Raw genomic sequence first — 22,551 nt, 5'->3', positions numbered from 1 at the left:
AAGATTTCAAAATATAAAGAATGCTGATAATCTTTGAGTTTATTGATTTAGGTATAGCCCCATACATAGAGTGGCCCTAACAAGGAGGACTAATGAAACACCAGTCGAATTTAAATGGTCGTGACGTTTATGTAGTCGATGGAAGTCGAACTCCATTTCTTAAAGCAAAAGGAGTAGGCCCGTTTTCTGGCTCAGATTTAGCTGTAGCGGCAGGAACGGCTTTGCTAAACCGTCAACCATTTTCTCCAGATGTACTTGATGAAGTGATTATTGGTAGTGCAATGCCAGGCCCAGATGAAGCAAATATTGCCAGGGTGGTAGCGCTGCGTTTGGGGTGTGGTGATAAAGTACCAGCATTTACGGTTATGAGAAATTGCGCTTCAGGTATGCAGGCATTGGATAATGCGGCAGTTCAGATTGCTACCGGCCGTAGTAATTTAGTTCTGGCAGGTGGCACAGATGCCATGAGTCATGCCCCTTTATTATTTAATGAAAAAATGGCTTCCTGGCTTGCTGGCTGGTTTGCGGCTAAAAGTGTGGGACAAAAGTTAGGTTTGATTACAAAATTTAGACCTTCTTATTTAGCGCCAGTAATTGCTTTACTCAGAGGGCTTACAGATCCTATAGTTGGATTAAATATGGGGCAAACAGCCGAGAAGGTTGCTTATAGGTTTAATATTACCAGAGAGCAAATGGATGAGTTTGCTAATCAAAGTCACTTGAGAATAGCTCAGGCCTATGTAGAAAATAGAATGTCAGAAGTGATTCCAATTATAGATTCCAAGGGGCATATTTATCCTCAGGATGATGGTATTAGAGTAGATTCTACAGCTGAGAAACTATCAAAACTAAAACCTTTTTTTGATAGAAAGTATGGCATGGTTACTCCAGGGAATAGTTCGCAGATAACTGATGGTGCTTGTCTATTATTATTGGCTAGTGCAGAAGCTGTAAAAAAATACGATTTACCTGTTTTAGGTCGCATAGTAGATTCGCAATGGGCTGCGTTAGATCCATCTCAAATGGGTTTGGGGCCGGTCCACGCCGTAACACCAATATTAGAAAGACATAATTTGAAACCTCAGGATTTGGATTGTTGGGAAATTAATGAGGCGTTTGCAGCACAAGTTTTGGGGTGCCTGGCAGCATGGAATGATGATGAATATTGCAAAACACAGCTTGGGCTTAAGGGAGCATTAGGGGCTCCATCATTGGAGCGACTTAATCGAGACGGAGGTGCCATTGCCTTAGGCCATCCGATTGGAGCCAGTGGTGCTCGTATCGTATTACATGTTCTCAAATCGTTAGAACAAAGAAATGAGTCACGAGGTATAGCTGCAATTTGTATAGGAGGAGGCCAGGGAGGCGCTATGTATCTTGAACGAGTTACCGAGGTGAAAGGACATGAATAATTATAAACATTGGGATTTGCAACGAGATAATGAGGCTATACTTTGGCTGGGTCTAAATAGAAGAGATGCCGCAGTTAATAGCATTAATGAAGAAGTATTGGATGAGTTGAACAGTTTATTGCATGAAATATCCCATGATAAAAAGGCAATAGGACTTGTCATTTATTCACTTAAGGAAAAAGGATTTATTGCAGGTGCTGATGTCAATGCTTTTTCTCAATTTGAGAATTCCTCTCAAGCAGTAAGCTTTTTGCAGAAAGGACAAACTGTATTCGCGCGGTTACAAGCTTTATCTATTCCTACTGTGGCGATGATTGATGGCTTTTGCATGGGTGGTGGTTATGAGTTGGCACTATCTTGTACCTATCGAATTGCTACTGATGACAAAGATACCCGTATTGGTTTGCCTGAAGTGATGTTAGGTATTCATCCAGGGTGGGGTGGCACTGTACGCTTGCCGCAATTAATAGGTGGGTTTAAAGCGTTATCACAAGTAATATTGACTGGTAACGCAATACCTTCCACAAAAGCTAAAAGTTTAGGAATGATCGATGAAGTTGTTCCGGTTCGTCAACTAAAAAGAGCTGCTATTTATTTTATCAAAAATAAACCTCCTAAACACAGACCATCATTCATTGAAAACTTAACTAATAGCACGATATTTAGAAAACCGATAGCTTATTTATTGCGTTACAATGTAGCCAAACGAGTTCGTAAAGAACATTATCCCGCACCCTATGCAGTAATTGATTTGTGGGAAAAGGAGGGGGGTATTGGTGATAGAGCTTATCTAAAAGAAGCAGATTCTATAGAAAAACTTGTATCTCAAGGTGAGACAGCCAAGAACCTGATAAGAGCTTTTTTGCTACGCGAGCGCTTAAAAGGGTTTGCCAAAGATAGTCATTTCAAAGCAACTCATGTACATGTTATCGGTGCAGGTGTTATGGGGGGAGATATTGCTGCCTGGTGTGCACTACGCGGTCTTCATGTTACCTTACAGGATAAATCTTATGAGCAAATTGCTCCTGCGATAGGTAGAGCACATAATTTATATCGAAAGAAATTACGTAAACCACGATTGATTCAGGCTGCACTGGACAGATTAATACCTGACCCTGATGGGTATGGAATCAAACGAGCTGATGTCATTATTGAAGCAGTTTTCGAGAATTTGGCTGTTAAACAGGAAATAATGAGAACTGTAGAAAAAAATGCCAAGAAAGAGGCTATTATAGCAACAAACACATCCAGCATTCCGCTCGATGAGATTAGCAGTGTAATGAGTCAACCAGAGCGTTTGGTGGGTATCCATTTCTTTAATCCAGTTGCTAAAATGGATTTGGTAGAAGTAGTCAGTAGTTCATCCACTGCAAAAAAAGTCCAGCAACATTCTTGTTCATTTGTAAATCAAATTGGCAAGTTGCCTTTACCAGTCAAATCAAGTCCCGGGTTTTTAATAAACAGAGTACTCATGCCTTATTTGATGGAATGTGTGCAATTATTGGATGAAGGATATAGCGCAGAGACTATCGATGAAGCGGCATTACAATTTGGTATGTTTATGGGACCTGTTGAGCTTGCTGATACAGTAGGAATGGATGTTTGTCTGGCGGTAGCTGAAAATCTGACCAGTCATTTTGGTGGCACCATACCGCAAAAATTACGTGATTTGGTTAAAAACGGTAAATTGGGACGAAAAACCGGAGAAGGCTTTTATAAATATAAAAACGGCAAAATAATTAAGAAGAAGGCACCTGCTCATGTTGATAAAACAATTGCAGACAGATTAATTTTACGAATGGTCAATGAAGCTGCTGCATGTTTGCGTGAAGGAGTAGTTGAGGATTCTGATTTATTAGATGCCGGAATGATCTTTGCAACAGGTTTTGCTCCATTCCGTGGTGGTCCTATGAATTATGCTAATGATTTTGGTAAAGATAAACTGGAAACCTTATTTAAGACGTTTGAATCTAAATACGGCGAACGCTTTAAAGTAGATACCAGTTTATAATTCTCATAGACCTCATTCCAAAGGATGTGGTTGTTAGACTGAGATATCCGAGCCGAGACTGTAAGGGAGCGGTACAAATGGTGTGTATCCCGCTCACTCACGGTCGAGTTTCGGTTCGTTCAGCCCAGGTCCTTTGGGAAACATTTCAAAACAAAGTCATGATGATTTTGAAGCCAAAAACATGAAAAGAATTTTGTATCTAATTTTTTTGTTGAGTAAATACTCTTTTGCAATGGTCTATGTATTGCCTGAAAGTGGGAATACTGTTGGTGAATTTCAGGTAGCGTTTTCTGAGTTTGGTGAAACCATAGATGAAGTAGGCAGACGTTTTAATATTGGCTATTACGAAATGGTGAGAGCTAACCCAGGAGTGGATGCAAAATATCCACTGGCAGCTAATACAAGGTTAATTATTCCTTCACGTTTTACTCTTCCAAACGTTCCTCAAAAAGGTATAGTCATTAATTTGGCAGAGTATCGCCTATATTATTTTCCTCAGGATGAGAATGTCGTAATTACTTATCCGGTAGGGATAGGTAAAAAAGGCTGGGAAACCCCTTTGGGATTGACTAAAATTGTATCCAAAGAAGTTAATCCTACCTGGAGACCAACAGAAAAATTGCAAAAAGCTGCTGAAAATATTGGTGCACCAATTCCCGGTGAGTTTCCTCCAGGTCCTTATAATCCTTTAGGTAAATATGTTTTACGTTTGGGCTGGCCGACTATTTTGATTCATGGTTCTAATCGGGTCGATGGAATTGGTGCAAAAGTGAGTGCGGGTTGTATACGCATGCTTCCTGAGGATATTGATCATTTATATAGTCTTGTGTCCGTTGGGACAGCAGTAAGAGTTATCAATACGTCAGGAAAAAGAAGCTGACAGTCAGGGTATTTTAATCCGATATATTTTGATTTTTACAGGTTTACCGTAGCTTACTTCAGATTATCATTCTTAACTTTGATCAAAGTCAAAAAATAATAGCATAAAGCAATGAGAGCTAATGCAGCTAAGATATCAATAGGATAATGCCAACCAAGTAGCACACATGAAGCCATCAACAACACATTAATTATCGCTAATATCATGCATGGAATAAACCAATCTTTGACTAAGTAAACACATAAAATTGCCCAGATCGAGTGAAATGAAGGAAGAGCAATTAAACCACCCTCAATGGTTGTAGGTTGAATATGATTATGAATTTGATGAAATTTAAAGCCTGTTGCGATTTGTTCAGGGAGGAATAAATGACTATGTATTTCACTGGCAGGTGCGGTAGTTGGGAAAAAATAATAGTAAGTAAAGCCAAGTAATGTCGTGGAAAGTAATAGGAAATAATAGTCTTTGAGGATATGAAATCGTCCTGAAATTATAACACATAAGGGTATAATGCTCATTTGATATGTTAAGGTGTCATAGATAATAGACAACAAGTATTTAAAATAGGGATGTTTACTAGTCCATTCCAGAATAGCTACCATATTAATACCTAATTGCTCTTCCAGCTTTATAATTTGCTTGTCAATTGGAGTGAATGGCGTTAGCTGAACAGCGTTTGTTGCCAAAGCAATGATTGACATAACAACAAAAATATTGATTAATTCTAAGTTGGACCGAGTAAGTCTATTATTTTTGCCAAACACTAAAGTCAAGCCGATATAATTTAATAAGATAATGCAGGCTATAATTGATGTATTTGGTGGAAAATAATTGTTTCCCGGGAATTGATAGTAAAAATGATTGATAATTAGAGCAATTAGCGATAGACCCAAAATAGTCCCTGCTAATAAGATAAAACATCTTAAAGGTATAACTTGCATTTATTCGCTATTATTCAAGTATAGTTAGAGTTTCCTTTTGTTTAATTGCCTGGAAGACTTCTTCTCTATGCACGTTAATTGACCTGGGCGCTTCTACTCCAAATTTTATATTCCCATTTTCCTGTGTTTTAAAAGCTAATATTTTAACAACGGTGTTAGAGATACGAATCATGAGCGGCTCTTCAAACTTAAGGGTTAATATGTCCATTAAAAAACCTCTTTGTATAATAATTTATTCCAAATATTAATAAATAACTGGTGTCATTTATCCACGAACGGTACCTTACTTTGATAACAGTTGTCACTATAAATTACTGTAAAATTTATAAAATTTTTTGACTTAAGCTTGGAATATTACTTGAGTGAGTATAAGTTAAACAGAACATCATTCTGTCATTTAGAGTAATTAACCAAAAACTATAATCAGTTTTAATTTTTAAAACTCATAAAATTAGTGAAATTATATAAAAATAAATTACTAAACACAGTTGTTAGTTTTAAGATTAGTGCTCCTTGAGCCCCCGATTTTTCAATATTAATCGTCCTGAGATTGTAAGAATTTAATAAAGAGGCTATAATTGGCGGTTTTTAAAAACCTTGCCTTACTAGTATATGAATATTGGAAGGCTTTATCCATAAGGAGAAACCATGAGACATTATGAAATTATGTTTCTAGTACACCCTGACCAAAGCGAGCAAGTACCAGGAATGGTTGAGCGCTATGAGGGGATTATTACCAAACATAACGGTAAAATACATCGTAAAGAAGACTTGGGTCGTCGTCAGTTAGCTTATTCGATTAATGATGTTCACAAAGCTCATTATATTCTAATGAATATTGAGTGTAATCTTGATGCACTTAATGAAATTAAGAACGCATTTAAATTTAACGACGCAATTCTAAGGTATTTAATTACTGTCCAAAAGCAAGCGATTACGACAGAATCTGTGTTAATGAAGAAAGAAAAAGAAACTAAAGCCGCTTAAGAGGAGAGCATTTATGTCAGCTTATTTTCGTAGAAAAAAAATGTGCCGCTTTAGCGCAGAGGGTGGTAATGAAATTGATTATAAGGACATCAATTTATTAAAAAATTACATTACTGAAACAGGTAAAATTGTACCAAGCCGTATAACTGGTACACAAACCCGTTTCCAAAGACAATTAGCCAAGGCAATTAAGCACGCGAGATTTATTGGTTTGTTGCCTTATTGTGATAGCCATAGATAAAAAATGAATCCTGCAGGTAATTTTATAATTAGACAAAGCAAGGCGCTTCTTGAAAACAAACAGTATGCCATTTTTTGCGCTGTTATTCTTTCAATAGTTCCTTTTGCCTCTTGGTTATCGGTTGCCTTAGTGAGTTTAATTACCTTGAGGAAAGGTGCAAGACCTGGATTTGAGGTGATGCTACCTGCATTGATTATCCATTCTGTGCCTCTAATAATGTTGTTGCCTCTGGAAATGGCGTTAATTAATACAATGGTTGCTTATTTGCCTTGCTATATTGCTGCTTTAACTTTACGCAAAACAGCGAGCTGGTCAAATGTATTTGGAAGTTTTCTAATTCAGGCATTCCTGGTGTTTCTGTCAATTCAAATTTTGGCTCCTGACTTTGTAAGTGGGCAATTTAACCAATTTAAGGTGATATTGTCTCAATTTCAGGATTACAAACAACTAATAGAAAATAGCACAGACGGACTTGGTTTTTTAAGTTTGGCTCAGATTTTTTTGGGCATTCAGATATTGAGTGTGATTGTCTCAGCGGTAATCTCATTAATGTTTGCCAGGTCGATACAAGCCAAACTATTTATGCCCGGTGGTTTTAAACAAGAAATATTGGAGTTTCGTAGCGGTAGATTTTCATTTTTGATGCTAATTCTCATATCCATCGCGTCATACTTTGAGGTTCCGGCTGCTATTAGTACTTTGCCATTACTTCTTGCGTATTTCTTTTTATCCGGGTTTTCTTTGGCCTACTATATATTAGCTAGAAAATGGCAAGTCAGAGTAGTGATTTTACTATTTCTATTGATATTACTAAAACCATTCTTTGTCTTATTTGCCTACATTGTCTTTGGCTCATTGGATAGTTTATTTAATTTTCGATTATATCTCCCTGAGAGGGTGAGAGAATCAACGTAAGGGGTTATTAAGATGGAAGTAATCTTATTAGAGAAGGTACGTAATCTGGGAAATTTAGGTGATAAAGTACATGTTAAATCAGGATATGGACGTAATTACTTAATACCACAAAATAAAGCCGTATTTGCAACAGAACAAAATATCGATCTGTTTGAAAAGCGTCGTTCAGAGTTGGAGAAAAAGGCTCAACAATCATTGGCTAATGCAGAACAACGTGCTGCTAAATTGAATGACATTACTTTAGTTATTAGTGCAATGGCTAGTGATGAAGGTAAATTATATGGTTCCGTTGGTGTTAATGAAATTAAGGATGCTTTGATAGAAAAACAAATGGAAGTCAGCAAGCGTGAAATTGTTATGCCTGAAGGACCATTGCACTCTATTGGCAATTATGTAGTAGAAGTGCATGTTCACAGTGATGTCATTGCTAATCTTCAAGTTGAAATTATACCTTCCAAATAATTGGTTTATAGTTAGACCGAATAGTTTTCTTTAAAATTCAATGATATCCATTTATTTTGTTCCTTAAATTGTGCGGGTCACCCGCACAATAATGCTCTTTTATTGATTAACTTGATCAACATATTAATTTAATTTATAAAAATTAATCAATAATGTGTGACAAAATGATGAATTCTGAGTATAATTAGCACACTTTAATTATTGAGGTATCATTGTTATGTCCAAAGCTAAGAGAGAACAAAATCCTATCGCTCAAAATTTACGAGAATTTAGACAAGTTGCCGAGCTCTTAAAAAGAGAAGGTTTAGTAATAAGTGAAAGTAATTATAAGGAAGTTTTTGGATTATTAAAAAGGTACCAAGATTTGGCCAATTATTTTGATCGAAATCAAAAAGAACTAAAAGAAGGGCAAATAGGTGAATTAAATAAAATTAAAGGGAATAGAAAGAAAAATATCGAGGGCATAATTTCTGCGCACGACAGGCAGGAAATGAAGCGAAGAGCTCTTTTTATTGAGAACGATATAATAAGAAGGGAAGCCAAAATAAAAGAGGAATTTGAAAGAGTAGAAAAACGTCATATCGAAGCACGAAAACAAGTTGCAATTTTATGGCCTGAAGTGAAAAAAGCAGCAAATGAATTTATAAATGCTGGCATTAAAGACATGGATGATTTATTACGAAAATACAAAAATTTAAGAACAGAGTTAGCTATTCACGTTAATAAACTACCAAACGAAGAGCGTATATTCAAAACGCAAGAGATGGATGAATTATCTAAACAGGTCAACCGGCATGAAAGGGAATTATACATAGAAATTTATCGGGCTAGAAAGGTGATTGAGACTGCAGTAGCTCAAGCACAAAGAAATGTAGATAAGATGTCTTTGATACAAATGGTACAATTAATGCTGCCTGGTTTAAAAGAGGCCGATATATTAAAAATCGCTCAAAAAGCCGGTATTCTTACTCTTGAAAACGGTACTGTTTCTGAAAGTGATGTTAATTTAGGAACAATAGTTGTAAAAAATATACCGTTAAAAAATCAAACTGCTTTAATGAGTGTATTGTTGAAAGAATTAGCTATCCGTGGTACTGAAGCTGGCCCACTAGCACAATTCATACAAGCGATTGAAAAAAATGCTGAAGCTCTAGTGACTGGTGAAAAAACTTATTTCTCTATTGCTTACGAAACCAAACATGGTGAGTTGGGTAGCCTGCATTACAACATTCATGATCTTTTAAATGACCCGCATGGAGCAATTTCCAGGCTTATCTTTGAAATGTATAAGCATGGCGTAGATGAAAACAGTCATGTGGTAATGGCATTTACTAGTCCTGAACAGGTTGCCTCCTTAATGCTGGCTAATGGTGGAAACATCAAGGAATTAACCCAGGGTGGAAATTTGCAAGCATTGACAGGAGTATTATTAGAAAACTCTGATAATCCAAACGCTTTGGCAAGAATAGTCGGTCATGATGTGCCTGTTGACCGAAATACTTCTGAAATTATTCTAGCTCTAAATCGCCCAAGAGAGAGAGTTGGTATAGAACCAAGTAAAGTGATGGAATTATTTCAGGTGGTTGCTGTCGTATTCGAAGCCCGAAGAATTTTAATTGATTGGGTAAATGCTCCAGCAAGAAAACGAGAAAAAGATTCTGAAGCTATATTAGGTGGAGTTAATCCGCTATTACTTGAAGGCGGTAGAGTAAAACAAGTGCCAGGATTTTTACAAATTTTGGGTCCCAAGGAAAAACCAACTGTCACAGTTGTGGATATTGATAAAACTATACCAAAAACAAAAGAAGAAGAGTTGCTTAATAAAAAAATACAGGCTGCTTTAGATACTGTTGATATAGCTTTACATGGCCTTAAAAGTAAAATAGGCGAGATCAATCAACATCAATATGATAAAGCTTATGCAGCAGCTAAAGTGCTTTTAAACCAATTGCAAGAGGCTCGTGATCAATACGCTATTGATTTAAAAAATCCTGAAATTAAACATGCCGAAGCGGGACTTAAATTTAAGGCGGCTTGTAAATTAGCGATTGATGAAGCAAAACCAGTCCTGGAGAAAGACTTAGGCTGGGGAGATTACCTCAAGAATTTGTTGAAAGTGATTGCTAACGCAATTGTAATCGGCTTGACATTGGGAATAAGCAGTGGCTTCTTTACAACAAAACGTTCAGAATCTGCTAAAGCAGTTGAACAGGCAGAAAAAGATTTGGAGCTTGAGCAAGTAACTTCATCTGTTAAGCAATGTTGTAAATAGTACTTTATGTGCACTCAATATCGGTATTTGTTTTATTCAAATAGATGGATTTAATAAGTACTGATATTAAGCATCGTTTCATTCAAAGTTCGATAGAAGCAAAAAATAATCTGCCTCTATCGAACTTGCTTTATTCTGACTGGATCCCGCACAAAAAAGTGTTGCTTTTTTACCTGATAACGTTCGTTTAGCGGCATAAAAGGCATTGCGCTTTTTTATGTCAAACTCACGTTATTTAGGGTTTCCATTTAATATTACATCCAATACTTGGTTTTTGTTCAAAATCTAAAGCTTTGTTATTTAGTATGCAATCTAAAGCTTGACGGAGCGATTCTCCGGTAACCGGAACACTATTACCCGGTCTTGAATCATCCAATTGTCCTCGATACATTAAAGACAAATGAGAGTCAAATACAAAAAAATCAGGGGTACAGGCCGCGTTATATGCTTTGGCAACTTCTTGAGTTTCATCAAAAAGATAGGGGAATGGGTACTGATATAATTTTGCAGACAGAATCATATTTTCGGGAGAATCATCCGGGTAATTTTCTACGTCATTAGAATTAATGGCTAAAAAACGAATTCCTTTAGGAATATAATCGTTTGCAAGTCGCGTTAGTTCATTATTTATATGTTTAACGAAAGGACAGTGATTGCAAATAAACATAATCACAGTAGCATTATAATGAGGTGTTTCACTTAATCTAATGCTACTTCTGGTAGTCACATCTTCTAATTCAAAATGAGGAGCTACTGTGCCTAACGGAAGCATATTTGATGGAGTTCTAGCCATTATTCAATTCCCCAAAAATCAATTTCAAAATAACAACTTATAAAGCGCAAAAGAAGCAAACACTGTATTAAGAACGCCCCAAATATAAGAAACATATTGTCCCTTATAAGCACTATAATAAGCATATATTGCCACACTTGAACTTCCAGAAAAAAATATGATTTGATTATTATAGGCAAGACCTATAGAAAGCAGAGCTATTCCAATAATGCCAATTAATACAAAGATACTATTTTCCTTACCTAATATTAAATAGAAAACCAGCAGCTGCAGACACAATAGTGAAGGTAATGCTGCCCCAATATATGGCCCCATACCCAGAAGTATGGAGGTATGGCCAGCTCCCAGAATTAACTCCAAAGCTATAAAATAAATCAGGTTATAATGAATTGCAGTAACCAGCAGTGCTATTGAACCAAAAATATAATATCCTTGAGGAACATCCTGACCATGCCCATAGATAAGTAATAAAGCACCTGTAATCCCCAGTATTATGTAGATAACATCGTACTTTGTTCTATCCACTGATCACCATTTTAAATAGATTCCCTTAGCTACTGATTCCTGAATGACTTCATTTTGTGATTTGTTAGTAGAAATCCAATAATTACCCATGTTACTGAGTGCGAATTTTACACGAGGGTATTGGCAGATTTCTAGTACGTCACGGCAATCCACTAAAGAAGTATTGTCTTCAACATGTTTGTAACATTTGAAATTTAAATTTTTTACATCAGAGGCAAATGCAGCCCAATTCATGGAGTCTAATGATGTTTGCAAAGGAGGACTCATAAAAGCATCTGAGTTGTCAAAACGTTCAAGTTCAATCTTGGAGTCCGAACGGTTTTGAATTAGATAATAAGCTTGATTACCTGATTCATTTAAAATGAGATAATTTTCGCTATAGCCAAAACCTGTAACCTCGCAGCCACGTGGAAAAATTGAAGCAGCCATGGTTGCATTTGATACAAAAGCTGTTACTAACATAACTTTAGTAAGGTGATTAATTAATGACATAATTTCCTCAAAAAACAAAATTAAGTTGCTATTTTAATCATTAATTAGACAAAGTCTATCATGTAACAAAAAAATAGAGGGTAATGGTCATAACCTCTAGTTTTTATTATTTGCTGCCATTTTGGCTTTGAGCATTGGGTAGTAAGTTCTGTAAAAACTCAACAATAAATACATGCTGACATAACCTAATGATAAACTAACCCATAGATTGTTTGTTTCAGGATAATTAATAAGCAAACAAAGTGAACTGATTCCATATAGTGCAGAACAGCAATGCATTAATATTTTCAAGATCCTGGACTCGGTCAGGTAATCCAGCCTTGATGGATAAACATATTTTACTGGCACAAAAATCAGTACGCAAAAAAGCGACAAAAGAATAGTATTAATAATCTCAGAAGTTTCAAAAATATACATATAGAACACGGTGATATTCCAATAACAAGGAAACCCTTTGAAAAAATGATCAGGTGTTTTGGCGTCATCCTGGCAGAATTGGTAAGCAGATGTTATTGTAATCGCAGATATTATCGGTACTACATAATCTATTGGTAACATGCCTGGTTTTACTAACAGGAAAAAACAGGGAGTAATAACATAGTTTAAATAATCAACAATATTATCCAATAATGCGCCATCTATTTTAGGTAAAACACTTTTAACGTGAACTAATCGAGCAAGACTACCATCTACAGCATCAATAAACACAGTAATAGCCATAAGCCATAAAGCAAAAATATAATCATGCTGATAAATTTTATACAAACTAAAAACACCAATACAGGCAGCGCTAGCTGTAAATATATGTACAGACCAGGCAGCAAGATACTGAGTGATTGTAAAAGGGGGCTTTATTGGATTCATTACTTATCCTAGGTTTAAACAATATAATTCTCTCAGTACATGTCAATTACTGTATTGCGCTAACATGTAATTCTCGCAAAAAATCCCAAACGAGATGGCGCAGTGTACCATATCATGAGTAGATTCCCAGCTTCATGAGAACGACTAATTTTTTTGTCATGTACATTTCTAGTTTCATTAATATATTGATTTTTATTACTGTTCTTAATGACAATCTAGCTTAGAATATAAAAATAGTATCAACATTCAAAAGCAAAGCGCAAGTTAGGTGGATTATTTTAAAGTAAAAATTGTTCTTATATGGTCTAAACTAAAGTCATGTTAATTTTATTTGGTGAATAAATGGATATTCAAACAGTTAATCCGGCAACAGAAGAAATACTAAATAATTACGTATGCCTGGATTTCGCCACAATAGATAAAAAAATAGCCGCAGGGCACGAGGCATACTTAAATTGGAAGAATTCCAAATTTGATGTCAGGCGCTCTTTAATGCTTAATTTAGCGCAAATTTTAAAAGATAAAAAATTTGAGTTAGCTCATTTAATGGCCTTGGAAATGGGGAAGCCAATTACTGCCGGCAAAGCCGAGATTGAGAAATGTGCTTGGGTTTGTGAGCACTATGCTGAAAATGCTGAACAATATTTAATGCCAAGGACAATCCAAACTGAAATGAAAATGGCAAAAGTTTGTTATAGGCCTTTAGGAATAGTGTTTGCTATAATGCCGTGGAACTTTCCTTTTTGGCAGGTTTTTCGATTTTCAGCCCCCACAATTATGGCAGGTAATGGTGCGATTTTAAAACATGCCCCGATATCAAGTGGAACAGGAAATAAAATTCAGGAGTTATTTGAACATGCCGGCTTCCCTCCTTCATTATTTCAGCATTTAATTGTAAACAATGATGGTGCGGCTCACATAATTGAAAATCAATTTATTACCGCCGTGACTCTAACTGGAAGTGAACGAGCAGGGCAAAGTGTTGCAGCAACTGCCGGAAAAAACTTAAAAAAATCATTATTGGAATTAGGTGGCTCGGATCCTTATTTGATTCTGGATGATGCTGATTTGGATCTCGCGGCTCACTGCATTGTGACTTCAAGATTAAATAATAGTGGACAAGTCTGTATTGCTGCAAAGCGGGTCATAACAGTTCAATCAATTGAAAAGAAATTAATATCTAAAATCAAAGGTCTCACTACTAAGTACAAGATAGGTGATCCACTTGATCCTAATATTAACTTGGGTCCGATGGCCAGGAAAGATTTACGAGAAAATTTACACATCCAAGTACAAAAATCTATTAAACAAGGTGCGAAATTATTGCTTGGTGGTATAATTCCACAAAGTAAAGGGTACTTTTACCCACCTACATTATTGACAAATGTTAAACCAGGGATGACCGCATTTGATGAGGAGCTGTTTGGCCCTGTTATTGTTATAATTTCAGCGAAAGATGAGAGAGAAGCCATTTCTCTGGCCAATATGGGCCAGTATGGTTTAGGCGCTGCTGTGTTCACACAGGATTTGAATAAAGGGGAGCATATTGCTACTTATGAAATTGAGGCAGGAACCTGTTTTGTTAACGCATTTGTAGCCTCCGATCCAAGGCTACCATTTGGCGGAATAAAGCGTTCGGGATATGGAAGAGAGTTATCCAGAGAAGGTATATTGGAATTCGTAAATACTAAAACAATAGCAATTAGTGATTTTAGATATGGTACAAGATAGTAAATTCATTTTTATTTCCACTACAAAACAGGAGTTAAGCTGTTTCGAAAAGGATCATTTAGTTGTAGTCTATCCAATTTCATCTGGGAAAAATGGTGTTGGTGAAAAAATTAATAGTGAATGTACCCCAAGGGGTTGGCATCAAGTGTATTCCATTCTCGGATTAGATTTGCCAGTAAATAGCGTTATGGTTGCTAGAGAGTGGACCGGAGAAATTTATTCGGAATCATTGGCAGCACAATTTCCAGAGAGAGACTGGATACTCACTCGAATTTTGCAATTGGATGGATTAGAGCCAGGTCGAAATAAGGGTGGGGATGTCGATACTTTACAGCGTTATATTTATATTCACGGCACACCGGATACAACCCAATTGGGCGTACCTGGCTCACATGGCTGTATTCGTATGAATAATAATGCAATCATTGAGTTGGCCGCTTGGGCAACAACGAATACTTTAGTATGTATACAATAATTAACAATAATGAATGCTTCAGAGCATATGTGAACCTGAAGGGGTGAATTAATGTCCTATAAATTTGAAGAAGGTAAAGACGTAATAGTTGATGCGGTTGTAGAGAAAATTAAACGTACTATGACTGGAGAACAAACAGAATTTTGCGCTGAGTTTGCCAAACAATTTTATGGAACCGTAGCTCTTGAGGATCTTAGAGAGTGGGATATCGACGACCTATATGGGGCAGTAGTTAATTTTTGGTCATTAATTTGTGAACGTGCGCCCAATGAAACTAAAATTAGAATTTATAATCCGGAATATGATCGTCATGGCTGGCAAACAACACATACTGTTGTGGAAGTGATCTGTGATGATATGCCTTTTATTGTGGATTCTCTTCGCATAGTAATTAATAGAATGGGTTTGACTTCACATCTCACTATCCATATGGGCGGGATCAAAGTTAGAAGAGATAACCATAATAGAGTTTACGAAATTCTCCCGAGAAATGGTAAAGCTATTGGTGATGATGTTTTGCATGAGGCTCCTATTTTTATAGAAATTGATCGGCAAACAGATCCTCTCGTTTTATCAGAGTTGCATAAAAATTTTGAACGTGTTCTTGAGGATAATCGGGCTGTCTTTGAAGATTGGGACAAAATGCGTACAAAGGTACGAGAAATAATCAAAGAGCTTGATACGGTTCCCAAAATAATAGACGTGAACGAAATTGAGGAAACCAAAGCGTTTTTAAATTGGATGGAGGATCACCATTTTACATTTTTAGGATTGCGTGATTACGATCTGGTTAAAAGAGGAAAAGAAACCTTTTTGCAGCCGATTCCTGAAACCGGATTGGGTGTGTTACGCCAGAGTTTGAGTAAATCAAGTGCAAGAAGCATTACCGCCATGGGACCTGAAGCACAAGGACTAATTTCATCACCTCGAATTCTTGTAATGTCCAAAACAAACACTTTGGCTTCTGTTCATAGAGACGCGTATACGGATTACATTGGAGTTAAGCGTTTCAACAAAAAAGGAGAAGTCATTGGTGAAAGACGAATTATAGGGCTTTATACTTCTGCAGCATATCATACCAATCCTAAGCACATCCCATTTTTGCGACATAAAGTTGCATTAATTATGAAAAATTCTAACTTAAATCCATATAGCCATGCAGGCAAGGTATTACTGAATATATTAGAAACCCTGCCAAGGGATGACCTGATTCAGGGTACCGAAGATGAGTTGCTCGAGATAGCTATGGGTATTTTCTACATGCAAGATAGAAAACGTATTCGTCTATTTGCAAGAGTGGATGTTTATAAACGATTTATTTCGTGTTTGGTATATGTTCCAAAGGATCGGTTTAATACAGAATTAAGATATGCCATGCAAAAAATTCTGGCAGAAAGCTTTAATGCAGAAGAAATCACCTTTTCTACCCAATTTTCCGAATCAGTGCTGGCGAGAATCCACTTTATTGTAAGAGTTAACCCCAAGAACTTACCTGATTTTGACTTAAAAGAAATCGAGAATAAACTAATTGAAGTGGGACGCTCATGGATAGATGATTTGCAACATCATTTGCATGAGGCATATGGTGAAGAGCAGGCCAACGCTCTTTATTCTCGCTATAAAAATGCTTTCCCTATTTCTTATTCTGATACTTTTACTCCCAGAACTGCTGTCTATGACATCAAACATATCGAGATGTTAAATCCAGAAAATCCTCTTGGAATTAATTTTTATAAACCTCTTGATGAATCTGAAAAAAGTTTTAGGTTAAAAGTGTATCAACATGACATTACTATTCCGTTATCTGATGTATTGCCTATTCTGGAAAACCTTGGATTAAGAGCAATTAGTGAACGTCCATATGTTTTGAAATTTGAAGACGGTAAGGTGGCATGGATCAATGATTTTGCCATGCAATACAATAAAGACGGCGAATTTAATCTCGATGAAATTAAAGAGTTATTTCAAAATGCATTCGCAAGAGTTTGGTTTGGTAATGCAGAAAATGATGGCTTTAATCAATTGGTATTAGCTGCAGGACTAAATTGGAGGGAAGTCGCTGTATTACGAACTTATGCCAAATATTTCCGACAAATAGGGTTTACATTTAGCCAGGATTATATGGAAAAGGCGTTAAACAATAATGTAACCATTGCAAAAAAATTAATTAAGTTATTTGAAATTCGTTGCAATCCTCATGACTCAAAAAAGAGAGAGGATAGGTACGTCACTCTTGTTTCTGAAATTTTATCTGATCTGGATAATGTAGCAAATCTTGATGAAGATAGAATTATAAGACAATATGTGCATGCAATTGGCGCCACTATACGTAGTAATTTTTATCAAGTAGATGACCAGGGTAATCCTAAAAATTACATCTCTATAAAATTATCCAGTAAATTAATTCCTGGTGTACCAAAACCTTACCCAATGTTTGAGATTTTCGTCTACTCCCCTCGATTTGAAGGAGTGCATTTACGTTGTGGTAAGGTGGCACGTGGGGGTTTGCGCTGGTCTGACAGGCGTGAAGATTTTCGGACTGAGATTCTTGGTTTAATGAAAGCCCAACAAGTAAAGAACTCTGTCATCGTTCCAAGTGGAGCGAAGGGTGGTTTCGTGCCTAAGCAAATACCAGTTAATGCCACTCGTGAAGAAATAATGGAAGAAGGGATTAGTTGCTACAAGTTGTTTATAAGAGGATTATTGGATATAACCGATAATTATAAAGAAGGACAAGTTGTCAAACCTCAAAATGTTGTTTTTTATGATGAAGACGATCCTTACCTTGTGGTTGCTGCAGACAAAGGGACTGCAACATTTTCTGATATTGCCAATTCAATCTCTCTCGAATATGGATTCTGGCTCGGAGATGCCTTTGCTTCAGGCGGATCCGTTGGATATGACCATAAAAAAATGGGGATCACCGCCAAAGGAGCTTGGGAATCAGTTAAACGTCATTTTTATGAACTGAACAGAGATATACAAAATAAAGATTTTACAGTCGTCGGTATTGGAGACATGGCTGGGGATGTATTTGGGAATGGAATGTTGCTATCGAAGCGTATTAAGCTCGTAGGAGCTTTTAATCACGTTCATATATTTGTTGATCCTGACCCTGATGCGGAGAAAAGCTTTAAAGAAAGAGAAAGATTATTCAATCTTCCACGATCCAGCTGGACAGATTATGACAAAAAACTTATTTCAAAGGGTGGTGGTGTTTTTTCACGCAGTGCAAAATCCATTCAAATTAGTCCTGAAATGCAAAAAGTGTTTGGAATAAAACAAACCTCTATTGAACCTAATGAGTTGATTAAAGCCATATTAAAAGCTGAAGTGGATCTGCTTTGGAGTGCTGGAATCGGTACCTATGTGAAGTCAAGCACTGAAAGTAATACCAGTGTCGGTGACAGAACAAATGATTCTACGCGTGTTAATGCCAATCAGTTACGATGCAAAGTGATAGGGGAAGGAGGCAATTTAGGATTAACCCAATTAGCGCGAGTTGAGTACAGTTTACATGGCGGTAAAGTTTATACCGATTTTATAGATAATTCCGGAGGAGTTAATTGTTCAGATAAAGAAGTCAATATTAAAATTTTGCTGAACAATATTGTGATTGCGGGTGATCTTACCCCTAAACAAAGAAATGAATTATTGAGCAATATGACGGATGAAGTTGCCAAATTAGTGCTTAGAGATAATTTCTTACAAACCCGAGCTATTAGCCTAACCGCCTCTCAGGCACTTAGAGCAATTGAATTACATGGACGATATATTAATGAATTGGAGAAAGCAGGTAAAATTGACAGAACTCTAGAGTTTTTACCTGATGAAAAAGTATTGATGGAACACAAACTTATGGGGAAAGGGTTAACTCAGCCAGGGATCGCAGTTTTGATGTGTTACAGCAAGACCATATTAAAAGAGCAAATTCTAGCTTCTGAAGTACCTGAAGAAAGTTATATGAATCAAATCCTTGTTGGTTCATTTCCTAAACCCTTGCAAGAGCATTTTAGTAAACAAATGCAGGATCATCCATTAAGAAGGGAAATTATAGCCACCCGATTAAGTAATATCATTGTTAATGAAATGGGTTTCACTTATGTGTATAGATTGCAGGATGAAACTGGTGCTCCGGTTTCAGCAATTGTTAGAGCCTATATGATTGCGAGAAGCGTCTTGAACCTGGAAACTATATGGAAGCAAATCGAGGAGCTTGGAACTAAAATCAGTGCACAGTCTCAAATCGAAATGATGATGCTCTATGTCAGGTTATCAAGAAGAGTAACCAGATGGTTTTTGCGAACCCATAGGAGAGCAATGGGTATTACACAGGCTATTGAATTATATGCTAAAGGTGTCGATGAGTTAAAAAAATCCATGCCAGCGGTTTTTGGTGAAGTAAGTCGCTCTCAATACGATGAACACTATCAAGAACGTATTAATGAGGGAATACCTCCAAAATTAGCCCATGAGTTGACCGTTACACGTGGATTGTTTGCAGCCACTGATATTATAGAAATTGCTTATGAGAATAATATAAAAATATCAAAAGTAGCTGAGATTTATTTTGGCATAGGTGAATTTCTGGATATCGCATGGCTTCGTACCCAGATTATTGTTCATACTACAGATAATCACTGGGAATCACTGTCTCGAGAGGCATTACGTGATGATCTGGATTGGCAACAACGTCAATTAACTGCAGCTTTAATGGGTTTTGAACCAAATAATAAGGATTTGCAAGCACGATTGTCTAGATGGGGAGATGCTCATGTGTCGTTGATTGATCGTTGGAATCATATACTTACCGATCTAAAATCGAGTACGACATTGAATTATACTATGTTTTTAGTTGCAACCAGAGAGCTACTTGATTTAACACAAACTACATTGCAATCTAATTTAAAAATGGCAGAATCTTATTGATAAATAGAAAGGGAGTTACATAAATGACATCTAAAGTTGCTTCAGGGTATTCGCCACTTAGTAAATTGTTTCATTGGGTTATTGCATTAGCTGTTATAGGAATGCTAACAATGGGTTTTTTTCTTGATGATATACCTGAACAATTCCAGGGAACAGCCTATATGCTTCATAAATCGACGGGAATTACCATTCTTTTCTTGATGATTTTGCGTTTTATTTGGATTCATGCTGTCGGAAAACCTCCCTTACCTGTTTCTATTAAGACTTGGGAAAAAGTCTTATCAAGGTTTGTGCAATATAGTTTTTATGCGCTCTTGGTTATTATGCCATTGAGCGGTTGGATCATGTCAGTTGCTGCTGACAAAATTCCAAGTTACTTTGGTTTGTTTAGAGCGCCATTGCCTTGGATAGAACCCAATAAATCTTTGGCTGAATTAATGGAAGAGTCTCATGAAACCATCGCATGGATCTTGATTGCTTTTATTACATTACATATCTTGGGTGCACTTAAACATCATTTCATTGATAAAGATAAAGTGTTGAAGCGAATGTTGCCGGGGAAGAGTGAGTAGCTCCATATGTTTAACTTAGAAAATCCAGCAGATTCGGTGACAGTAGGTTGCGCAGTGGGTCTTGGATGCTTTTTCTAAGTTAAAATATTTGAAGCAAATCTTGAGGATTAGGGTGAGTGTGATCCAGGATTGATGTATCAGTGAACTGGAGCAGACAGGGATCCATTTCTAATATGGCTACAAGACTGTTAGAAAAATGTTTCCCAGTTTGTTCGGGTACGACTTGGTCCTTTTGGAAATTTATTGTTTTTAAGTTATGCAAAGCCATATCCATTAAGGCTGAACTACTTCCTCTAATGAAATAGAGAAACTATGCTTTTCAAGTCGAGCTGATGAAAATTTTTCTTTTAATATACTTACAACAAGCAAATAACGATCATGGCCAAGTAAAGAGTAATCAATTAATTCTCCTATCTCGGTATTCTCATCAGATTTAAACAGTTTTTGCCCTGAATATAATTCATCATTTGTTTGAATAATACATTTCTTTAATTCATGTTTCAAAGTTGCTCTATAGTGAGTTCTTGCTATGATTTCTTGCCCTTTATAACACCCTTTATCAAAACTAATGTATTGAGTCTGATGCAAGTCAATTCTATGTGGTAAAAATAAGCCTCTAGAGTTGAGATAGATATCCATTTGACTATTAAATAGTCTGAGAGTGTGCCAAGTTAACGAACCCAGTAACTGATTATTTTCAAAAAAAGGTTTACAAAATTTTTCATAATAATCTAGGGGAATTAAATAAATATAGAATCCTTTTCCTATGTGATAGGCACAATAATTTTTGGTATAAGAAAGTGAATAGATACTGTTTGACAAGTGTAATGTGTCAGGTATTTGGTCTTTGCTGTTTTGTAGATAAAATCCCAATATTTTGTAATCGCTATTTACACTAAGAGCAACTCGAGAAATCTGAGCGGTTTTGGTTAATGAATTTTTAGTTACTTCAATTAAATCTTGCGGAAGAAGTAGTTTTACACCTTGCCAATCTATAACATCTAGTAAGCTAAGAATTCGACCTTTAAGATTGCATTGTGCTCCTTGAATCATAGTAGAGTTAGATACTAATCTTAAATCACAGGTTAATTGTCCTTGCAAAAAATCAATGGATTTTTCGCCGAACAAATCAATCACTCCCATATAAGATAAATCAAACAGGTAATTTTTCTGCTTATTTAATAATAACTCAGATTCGATTGGGTTAAACGTTGTAAAATGCCTATTATTAATTACATATTCCAAAATGGTTTTCATACCAGATTCAGTGATTTTGTTTATAAATAGAGTAGTGTATCATTTGTTCTCCCAAAATCAGATATAATTGTAAGTACTTTCATTTAGTATTTTTTAATTTGTCGTGAAGTAACAACAGAGGAAACCATTTTGGACAATAGACAAAAAGCCAGGTTGGTATGGAAATGCAGACGTGGAATGCTAGAACTTGATCTTGTTTTTCAGAAATTTGTAGAGAAGAAACTTGATCAACTTACAGAAAGTCAATTCACTGCATTTGATAATTTATTAGCTCACAATGACCCCATTTTATACGCTTGGGTTATGGGTCACGAGGAGCCCCAAGAGAAAGAGTTAGCTGAAATTGTCTCATTCATTAGAAATTGCAATTAATCCAGGTAAATCTAAAGTCTATCTTAGACTAGTACTGGTTCTTTATTTATGTACCATTGCCCTGGTTTTATATTCTTCTTTGTATGCGATAATAAAAACCTTCTTATTGCTTCTTATTACTATTCAATTCAGATGCGATATAATTAATCAAAGTGTCTGCTATAAAATCAGAGAAATTCAATATAGACAGAACAATAAATGGCTATTAAAGGCAGTGGATGGAACAACCCACAATTACGACGAATTAAAAATTCTTATTCATAATCTTCTATTTCAAGTTATGAAATTCTCTTCCGGTAAAAAAAATCAATTGTTAATTCTATTTAATGATCAGATACCTATCTATCAATTGCGATTATTGCACCTAAACAGCAATAAAAAGTAGTATATAATATTACATAATGGTTAAACTATAAACAA

21 protein-coding genes are annotated in these 22,551 nt (G+C 36.1%); 14 read left to right on the top strand and 7 right to left on the bottom strand.

The genetic code is table 11. The annotated features are described in order from the left end of the window. The first annotated feature begins 92 nt into the window (after positions 1 to 92). The 3 genes from ACZ5EK_RS08395 to ACZ5EK_RS08385 all read left to right on the top strand — a co-directional run bounded on the left by ACZ5EK_RS08395 (position 93) and on the right by ACZ5EK_RS08385 (position 4,303). Positions 93 to 1,412, top strand: coding sequence for an acetyl-CoA C-acetyltransferase (locus ACZ5EK_RS08395; RefSeq protein WP_464429019.1), 1,320 nt, complete (start codon positions 93 to 95; stop codon positions 1,410 to 1,412). Then, positions 1,405 to 3,423, top strand: a complete 2,019-nt coding sequence (locus tag ACZ5EK_RS08390) for a 3-hydroxyacyl-CoA dehydrogenase NAD-binding domain-containing protein (RefSeq protein ID WP_464429017.1) — start codon at positions 1,405 to 1,407, stop codon at positions 3,421 to 3,423. Before ACZ5EK_RS08395 ends, ACZ5EK_RS08390 begins: the two co-directional genes overlap by 8 nt. A 181-nt stretch (positions 3,424 to 3,604) precedes the next feature. Further along, positions 3,605 to 4,303 carry a L,D-transpeptidase family protein gene (locus tag ACZ5EK_RS08385; RefSeq protein ID WP_464429014.1) on the top strand — a complete coding sequence of 233 codons (699 nt, stop codon included), beginning with the start codon at positions 3,605 to 3,607 and terminating at the stop codon, positions 4,301 to 4,303. A gap of 53 nt (positions 4,304 to 4,356) precedes the next feature. Here the strand turns inward: ACZ5EK_RS08385 and ACZ5EK_RS08380 are convergent, their stop codons facing one another. Both ACZ5EK_RS08380 and ACZ5EK_RS08375 read right to left on the bottom strand, forming a co-directional pair. Further along, on the bottom strand, positions 4,357 to 5,244 hold the full coding sequence (locus ACZ5EK_RS08380) for a phosphatase PAP2 family protein (protein WP_464429011.1): 888 nt from the start codon (positions 5,242 to 5,244) through the stop codon (positions 4,357 to 4,359). A gap of 10 nt (positions 5,245 to 5,254) precedes the next feature. After that, positions 5,255 to 5,452, bottom strand: a complete 198-nt coding sequence (locus ACZ5EK_RS08375; protein WP_464429010.1) for a carbon storage regulator — start codon at positions 5,450 to 5,452, stop codon at positions 5,255 to 5,257. A 440-nt stretch (positions 5,453 to 5,892) separates the two neighbouring features. Here ACZ5EK_RS08375 and rpsF point away from each other — a divergent pair, with 440 nt between their 5' ends. The 5 genes from rpsF (at position 5,893) to ACZ5EK_RS08350 (ending at position 10,121) form a co-directional block, all read left to right on the top strand. Next, the gene (rpsF, locus tag ACZ5EK_RS08370) at positions 5,893 to 6,231 is read left to right on the top strand and encodes a 30S ribosomal protein S6 (protein WP_464423822.1); all 339 of its coding nucleotides are present in this window, start codon (positions 5,893 to 5,895) and stop codon (positions 6,229 to 6,231) included. Between the two features lie 13 nt (positions 6,232 to 6,244). Continuing rightward, positions 6,245 to 6,472 carry a 30S ribosomal protein S18 gene (gene rpsR / locus ACZ5EK_RS08365; protein WP_010947320.1) on the top strand — a complete coding sequence of 76 codons (228 nt, stop codon included), beginning with the start codon at positions 6,245 to 6,247 and terminating at the stop codon, positions 6,470 to 6,472. Between the two features lie 3 nt (positions 6,473 to 6,475). After that, positions 6,476 to 7,387, top strand: a complete 912-nt coding sequence (locus ACZ5EK_RS08360; RefSeq protein WP_464429009.1) for a hypothetical protein — start codon at positions 6,476 to 6,478, stop codon at positions 7,385 to 7,387. A 12-nt stretch (positions 7,388 to 7,399) separates the two neighbouring features. Continuing rightward, on the top strand, positions 7,400 to 7,849 hold the full coding sequence (gene rplI, locus ACZ5EK_RS08355) for a 50S ribosomal protein L9 (protein WP_464429006.1): 450 nt from the start codon (positions 7,400 to 7,402) through the stop codon (positions 7,847 to 7,849). A 217-nt stretch (positions 7,850 to 8,066) separates the two neighbouring features. Further along, the gene (locus tag ACZ5EK_RS08350; protein ID WP_464429004.1) at positions 8,067 to 10,121 is read left to right on the top strand and encodes a Dot/Icm T4SS effector LegC6; all 2,055 of its coding nucleotides are present in this window, start codon (positions 8,067 to 8,069) and stop codon (positions 10,119 to 10,121) included. 235 nt (positions 10,122 to 10,356) lie between these two features. Here the strand turns inward: ACZ5EK_RS08350 and ACZ5EK_RS08345 are convergent, their stop codons facing one another. From ACZ5EK_RS08345 to pcsA, 4 genes are all read right to left on the bottom strand, one after another. Then, positions 10,357 to 10,914, bottom strand: a complete 558-nt coding sequence (locus tag ACZ5EK_RS08345) for a thioredoxin family protein (RefSeq protein WP_464429003.1) — start codon at positions 10,912 to 10,914, stop codon at positions 10,357 to 10,359. Positions 10,915 to 10,938: 24 nt separating this feature from the next. Then, complete coding sequence (locus tag ACZ5EK_RS08340; RefSeq protein WP_464429001.1) at positions 10,939 to 11,439, bottom strand: hypothetical protein; 501 nt, start codon at positions 11,437 to 11,439, stop codon at positions 10,939 to 10,941. A 3-nt stretch (positions 11,440 to 11,442) separates the two neighbouring features. Then, complete coding sequence (locus ACZ5EK_RS08335; protein ID WP_464428999.1) at positions 11,443 to 11,931, bottom strand: enhanced entry protein EnhB; 489 nt, start codon at positions 11,929 to 11,931, stop codon at positions 11,443 to 11,445. A gap of 96 nt (positions 11,932 to 12,027) precedes the next feature. Beyond that, positions 12,028 to 12,795, bottom strand: coding sequence for a phosphatidylcholine synthase (pcsA, locus tag ACZ5EK_RS08330; RefSeq protein ID WP_464428998.1), 768 nt, complete (start codon positions 12,793 to 12,795; stop codon positions 12,028 to 12,030). Between the two features lie 342 nt (positions 12,796 to 13,137). On the opposite strand from pcsA, the gene ACZ5EK_RS08325 reads away from it, so the two are divergent. The 4 genes from ACZ5EK_RS08325 to ACZ5EK_RS08310 are packed head-to-tail and all read left to right on the top strand — an operon-like array spanning position 13,138 to position 20,502. Further along, positions 13,138 to 14,526 carry an NAD-dependent succinate-semialdehyde dehydrogenase gene (locus tag ACZ5EK_RS08325; protein WP_464428995.1) on the top strand — a complete coding sequence of 463 codons (1,389 nt, stop codon included), beginning with the start codon at positions 13,138 to 13,140 and terminating at the stop codon, positions 14,524 to 14,526. Further along, entirely contained in the window at positions 14,513 to 15,001 is a 489-nt protein-coding gene (locus tag ACZ5EK_RS08320; protein ID WP_464428993.1) for a L,D-transpeptidase family protein, read from the top strand. The genes ACZ5EK_RS08325 and ACZ5EK_RS08320 overlap by 14 nt, the downstream gene beginning before the upstream one ends. Before the next feature lie 51 nt (positions 15,002 to 15,052). Then, positions 15,053 to 19,930, top strand: a complete 4,878-nt coding sequence (locus ACZ5EK_RS08315) for an NAD-glutamate dehydrogenase (RefSeq protein ID WP_464428991.1) — start codon at positions 15,053 to 15,055, stop codon at positions 19,928 to 19,930. A 23-nt stretch (positions 19,931 to 19,953) separates the two neighbouring features. Continuing rightward, a complete protein-coding gene (locus ACZ5EK_RS08310) occupies positions 19,954 to 20,502 on the top strand; it encodes a cytochrome b (RefSeq protein ID WP_464428989.1) in 549 nt (182 codons plus the stop codon). Positions 20,503 to 20,775: 273 nt separating this feature from the next. On the opposite strand, the gene ygfZ is transcribed toward ACZ5EK_RS08310, so the two are convergent. Beyond that, positions 20,776 to 21,759, bottom strand: coding sequence for a CAF17-like 4Fe-4S cluster assembly/insertion protein YgfZ (ygfZ, locus tag ACZ5EK_RS08305; RefSeq protein WP_464428987.1), 984 nt, complete (start codon positions 21,757 to 21,759; stop codon positions 20,776 to 20,778). Between the two features lie 129 nt (positions 21,760 to 21,888). Here ygfZ and ACZ5EK_RS08300 point away from each other — a divergent pair, with 129 nt between their 5' ends. Then, on the top strand, positions 21,889 to 22,131 hold the full coding sequence (locus ACZ5EK_RS08300) for an FAD assembly factor SdhE (protein WP_464428984.1): 243 nt from the start codon (positions 21,889 to 21,891) through the stop codon (positions 22,129 to 22,131). Continuing rightward, positions 22,103 to 22,516: a hypothetical protein gene (locus ACZ5EK_RS08295; RefSeq protein ID WP_464428982.1), complete on the top strand. Its 414-nt coding sequence runs from the start codon at positions 22,103 to 22,105 to the stop codon at positions 22,514 to 22,516. Before ACZ5EK_RS08300 ends, ACZ5EK_RS08295 begins: the two co-directional genes overlap by 29 nt. Positions 22,517 to 22,551 lie beyond the last annotated feature (35 nt).

Source organism: Legionella sp. JM-2024, from assembly GCF_055389095.1.
This window is presented reverse-complemented; position numbering and strand designations above follow the sequence as displayed.

Bases quoted from the DNA above. Each gene is read 5' to 3' on its own strand.
- ACZ5EK_RS08350 (WP_464429004.1), top strand. From the start codon at position 8,067: ATGTCCAAAGCTAAGAGAGAACAAAATCCTATCGCTCAAAATTTACGA.
- ACZ5EK_RS08345 (WP_464429003.1), bottom strand. From the start codon at position 10,914: ATGGCTAGAACTCCATCAAATATGCTTCCGTTAGGCACAGTAGCTCCT.
- ACZ5EK_RS08325 (WP_464428995.1), top strand. From the start codon at position 13,138: ATGGATATTCAAACAGTTAATCCGGCAACAGAAGAAATACTAAATAAT.
- rpsR (WP_010947320.1), top strand. From the start codon at position 6,245: ATGTCAGCTTATTTTCGTAGAAAAAAAATGTGCCGCTTTAGCGCAGAG.
- ACZ5EK_RS08390 (WP_464429017.1), top strand. From the start codon at position 1,405: ATGAATAATTATAAACATTGGGATTTGCAACGAGATAATGAGGCTATA.
- ACZ5EK_RS08380 (WP_464429011.1), bottom strand. From the start codon at position 5,244: ATGCAAGTTATACCTTTAAGATGTTTTATCTTATTAGCAGGGACTATT.
- rplI (WP_464429006.1), top strand. From the start codon at position 7,400: ATGGAAGTAATCTTATTAGAGAAGGTACGTAATCTGGGAAATTTAGGT.
- rpsF (WP_464423822.1), top strand. From the start codon at position 5,893: ATGAGACATTATGAAATTATGTTTCTAGTACACCCTGACCAAAGCGAG.
- pcsA (WP_464428998.1), bottom strand. From the start codon at position 12,795: ATGAATCCAATAAAGCCCCCTTTTACAATCACTCAGTATCTTGCTGCC.
- ACZ5EK_RS08385 (WP_464429014.1), top strand. From the start codon at position 3,605: ATGAAAAGAATTTTGTATCTAATTTTTTTGTTGAGTAAATACTCTTTT.
- ACZ5EK_RS08395 (WP_464429019.1), top strand. From the start codon at position 93: ATGAAACACCAGTCGAATTTAAATGGTCGTGACGTTTATGTAGTCGAT.
- ACZ5EK_RS08320 (WP_464428993.1), top strand. From the start codon at position 14,513: ATGGTACAAGATAGTAAATTCATTTTTATTTCCACTACAAAACAGGAG.
- ACZ5EK_RS08315 (WP_464428991.1), top strand. From the start codon at position 15,053: ATGTCCTATAAATTTGAAGAAGGTAAAGACGTAATAGTTGATGCGGTT.
- ACZ5EK_RS08335 (WP_464428999.1), bottom strand. From the start codon at position 11,931: ATGTCATTAATTAATCACCTTACTAAAGTTATGTTAGTAACAGCTTTT.
- ACZ5EK_RS08360 (WP_464429009.1), top strand. From the start codon at position 6,476: ATGAATCCTGCAGGTAATTTTATAATTAGACAAAGCAAGGCGCTTCTT.
- ygfZ (WP_464428987.1), bottom strand. From the start codon at position 21,759: ATGAAAACCATTTTGGAATATGTAATTAATAATAGGCATTTTACAACG.
- ACZ5EK_RS08310 (WP_464428989.1), top strand. From the start codon at position 19,954: ATGACATCTAAAGTTGCTTCAGGGTATTCGCCACTTAGTAAATTGTTT.
- ACZ5EK_RS08375 (WP_464429010.1), bottom strand. From the start codon at position 5,452: ATGGACATATTAACCCTTAAGTTTGAAGAGCCGCTCATGATTCGTATC.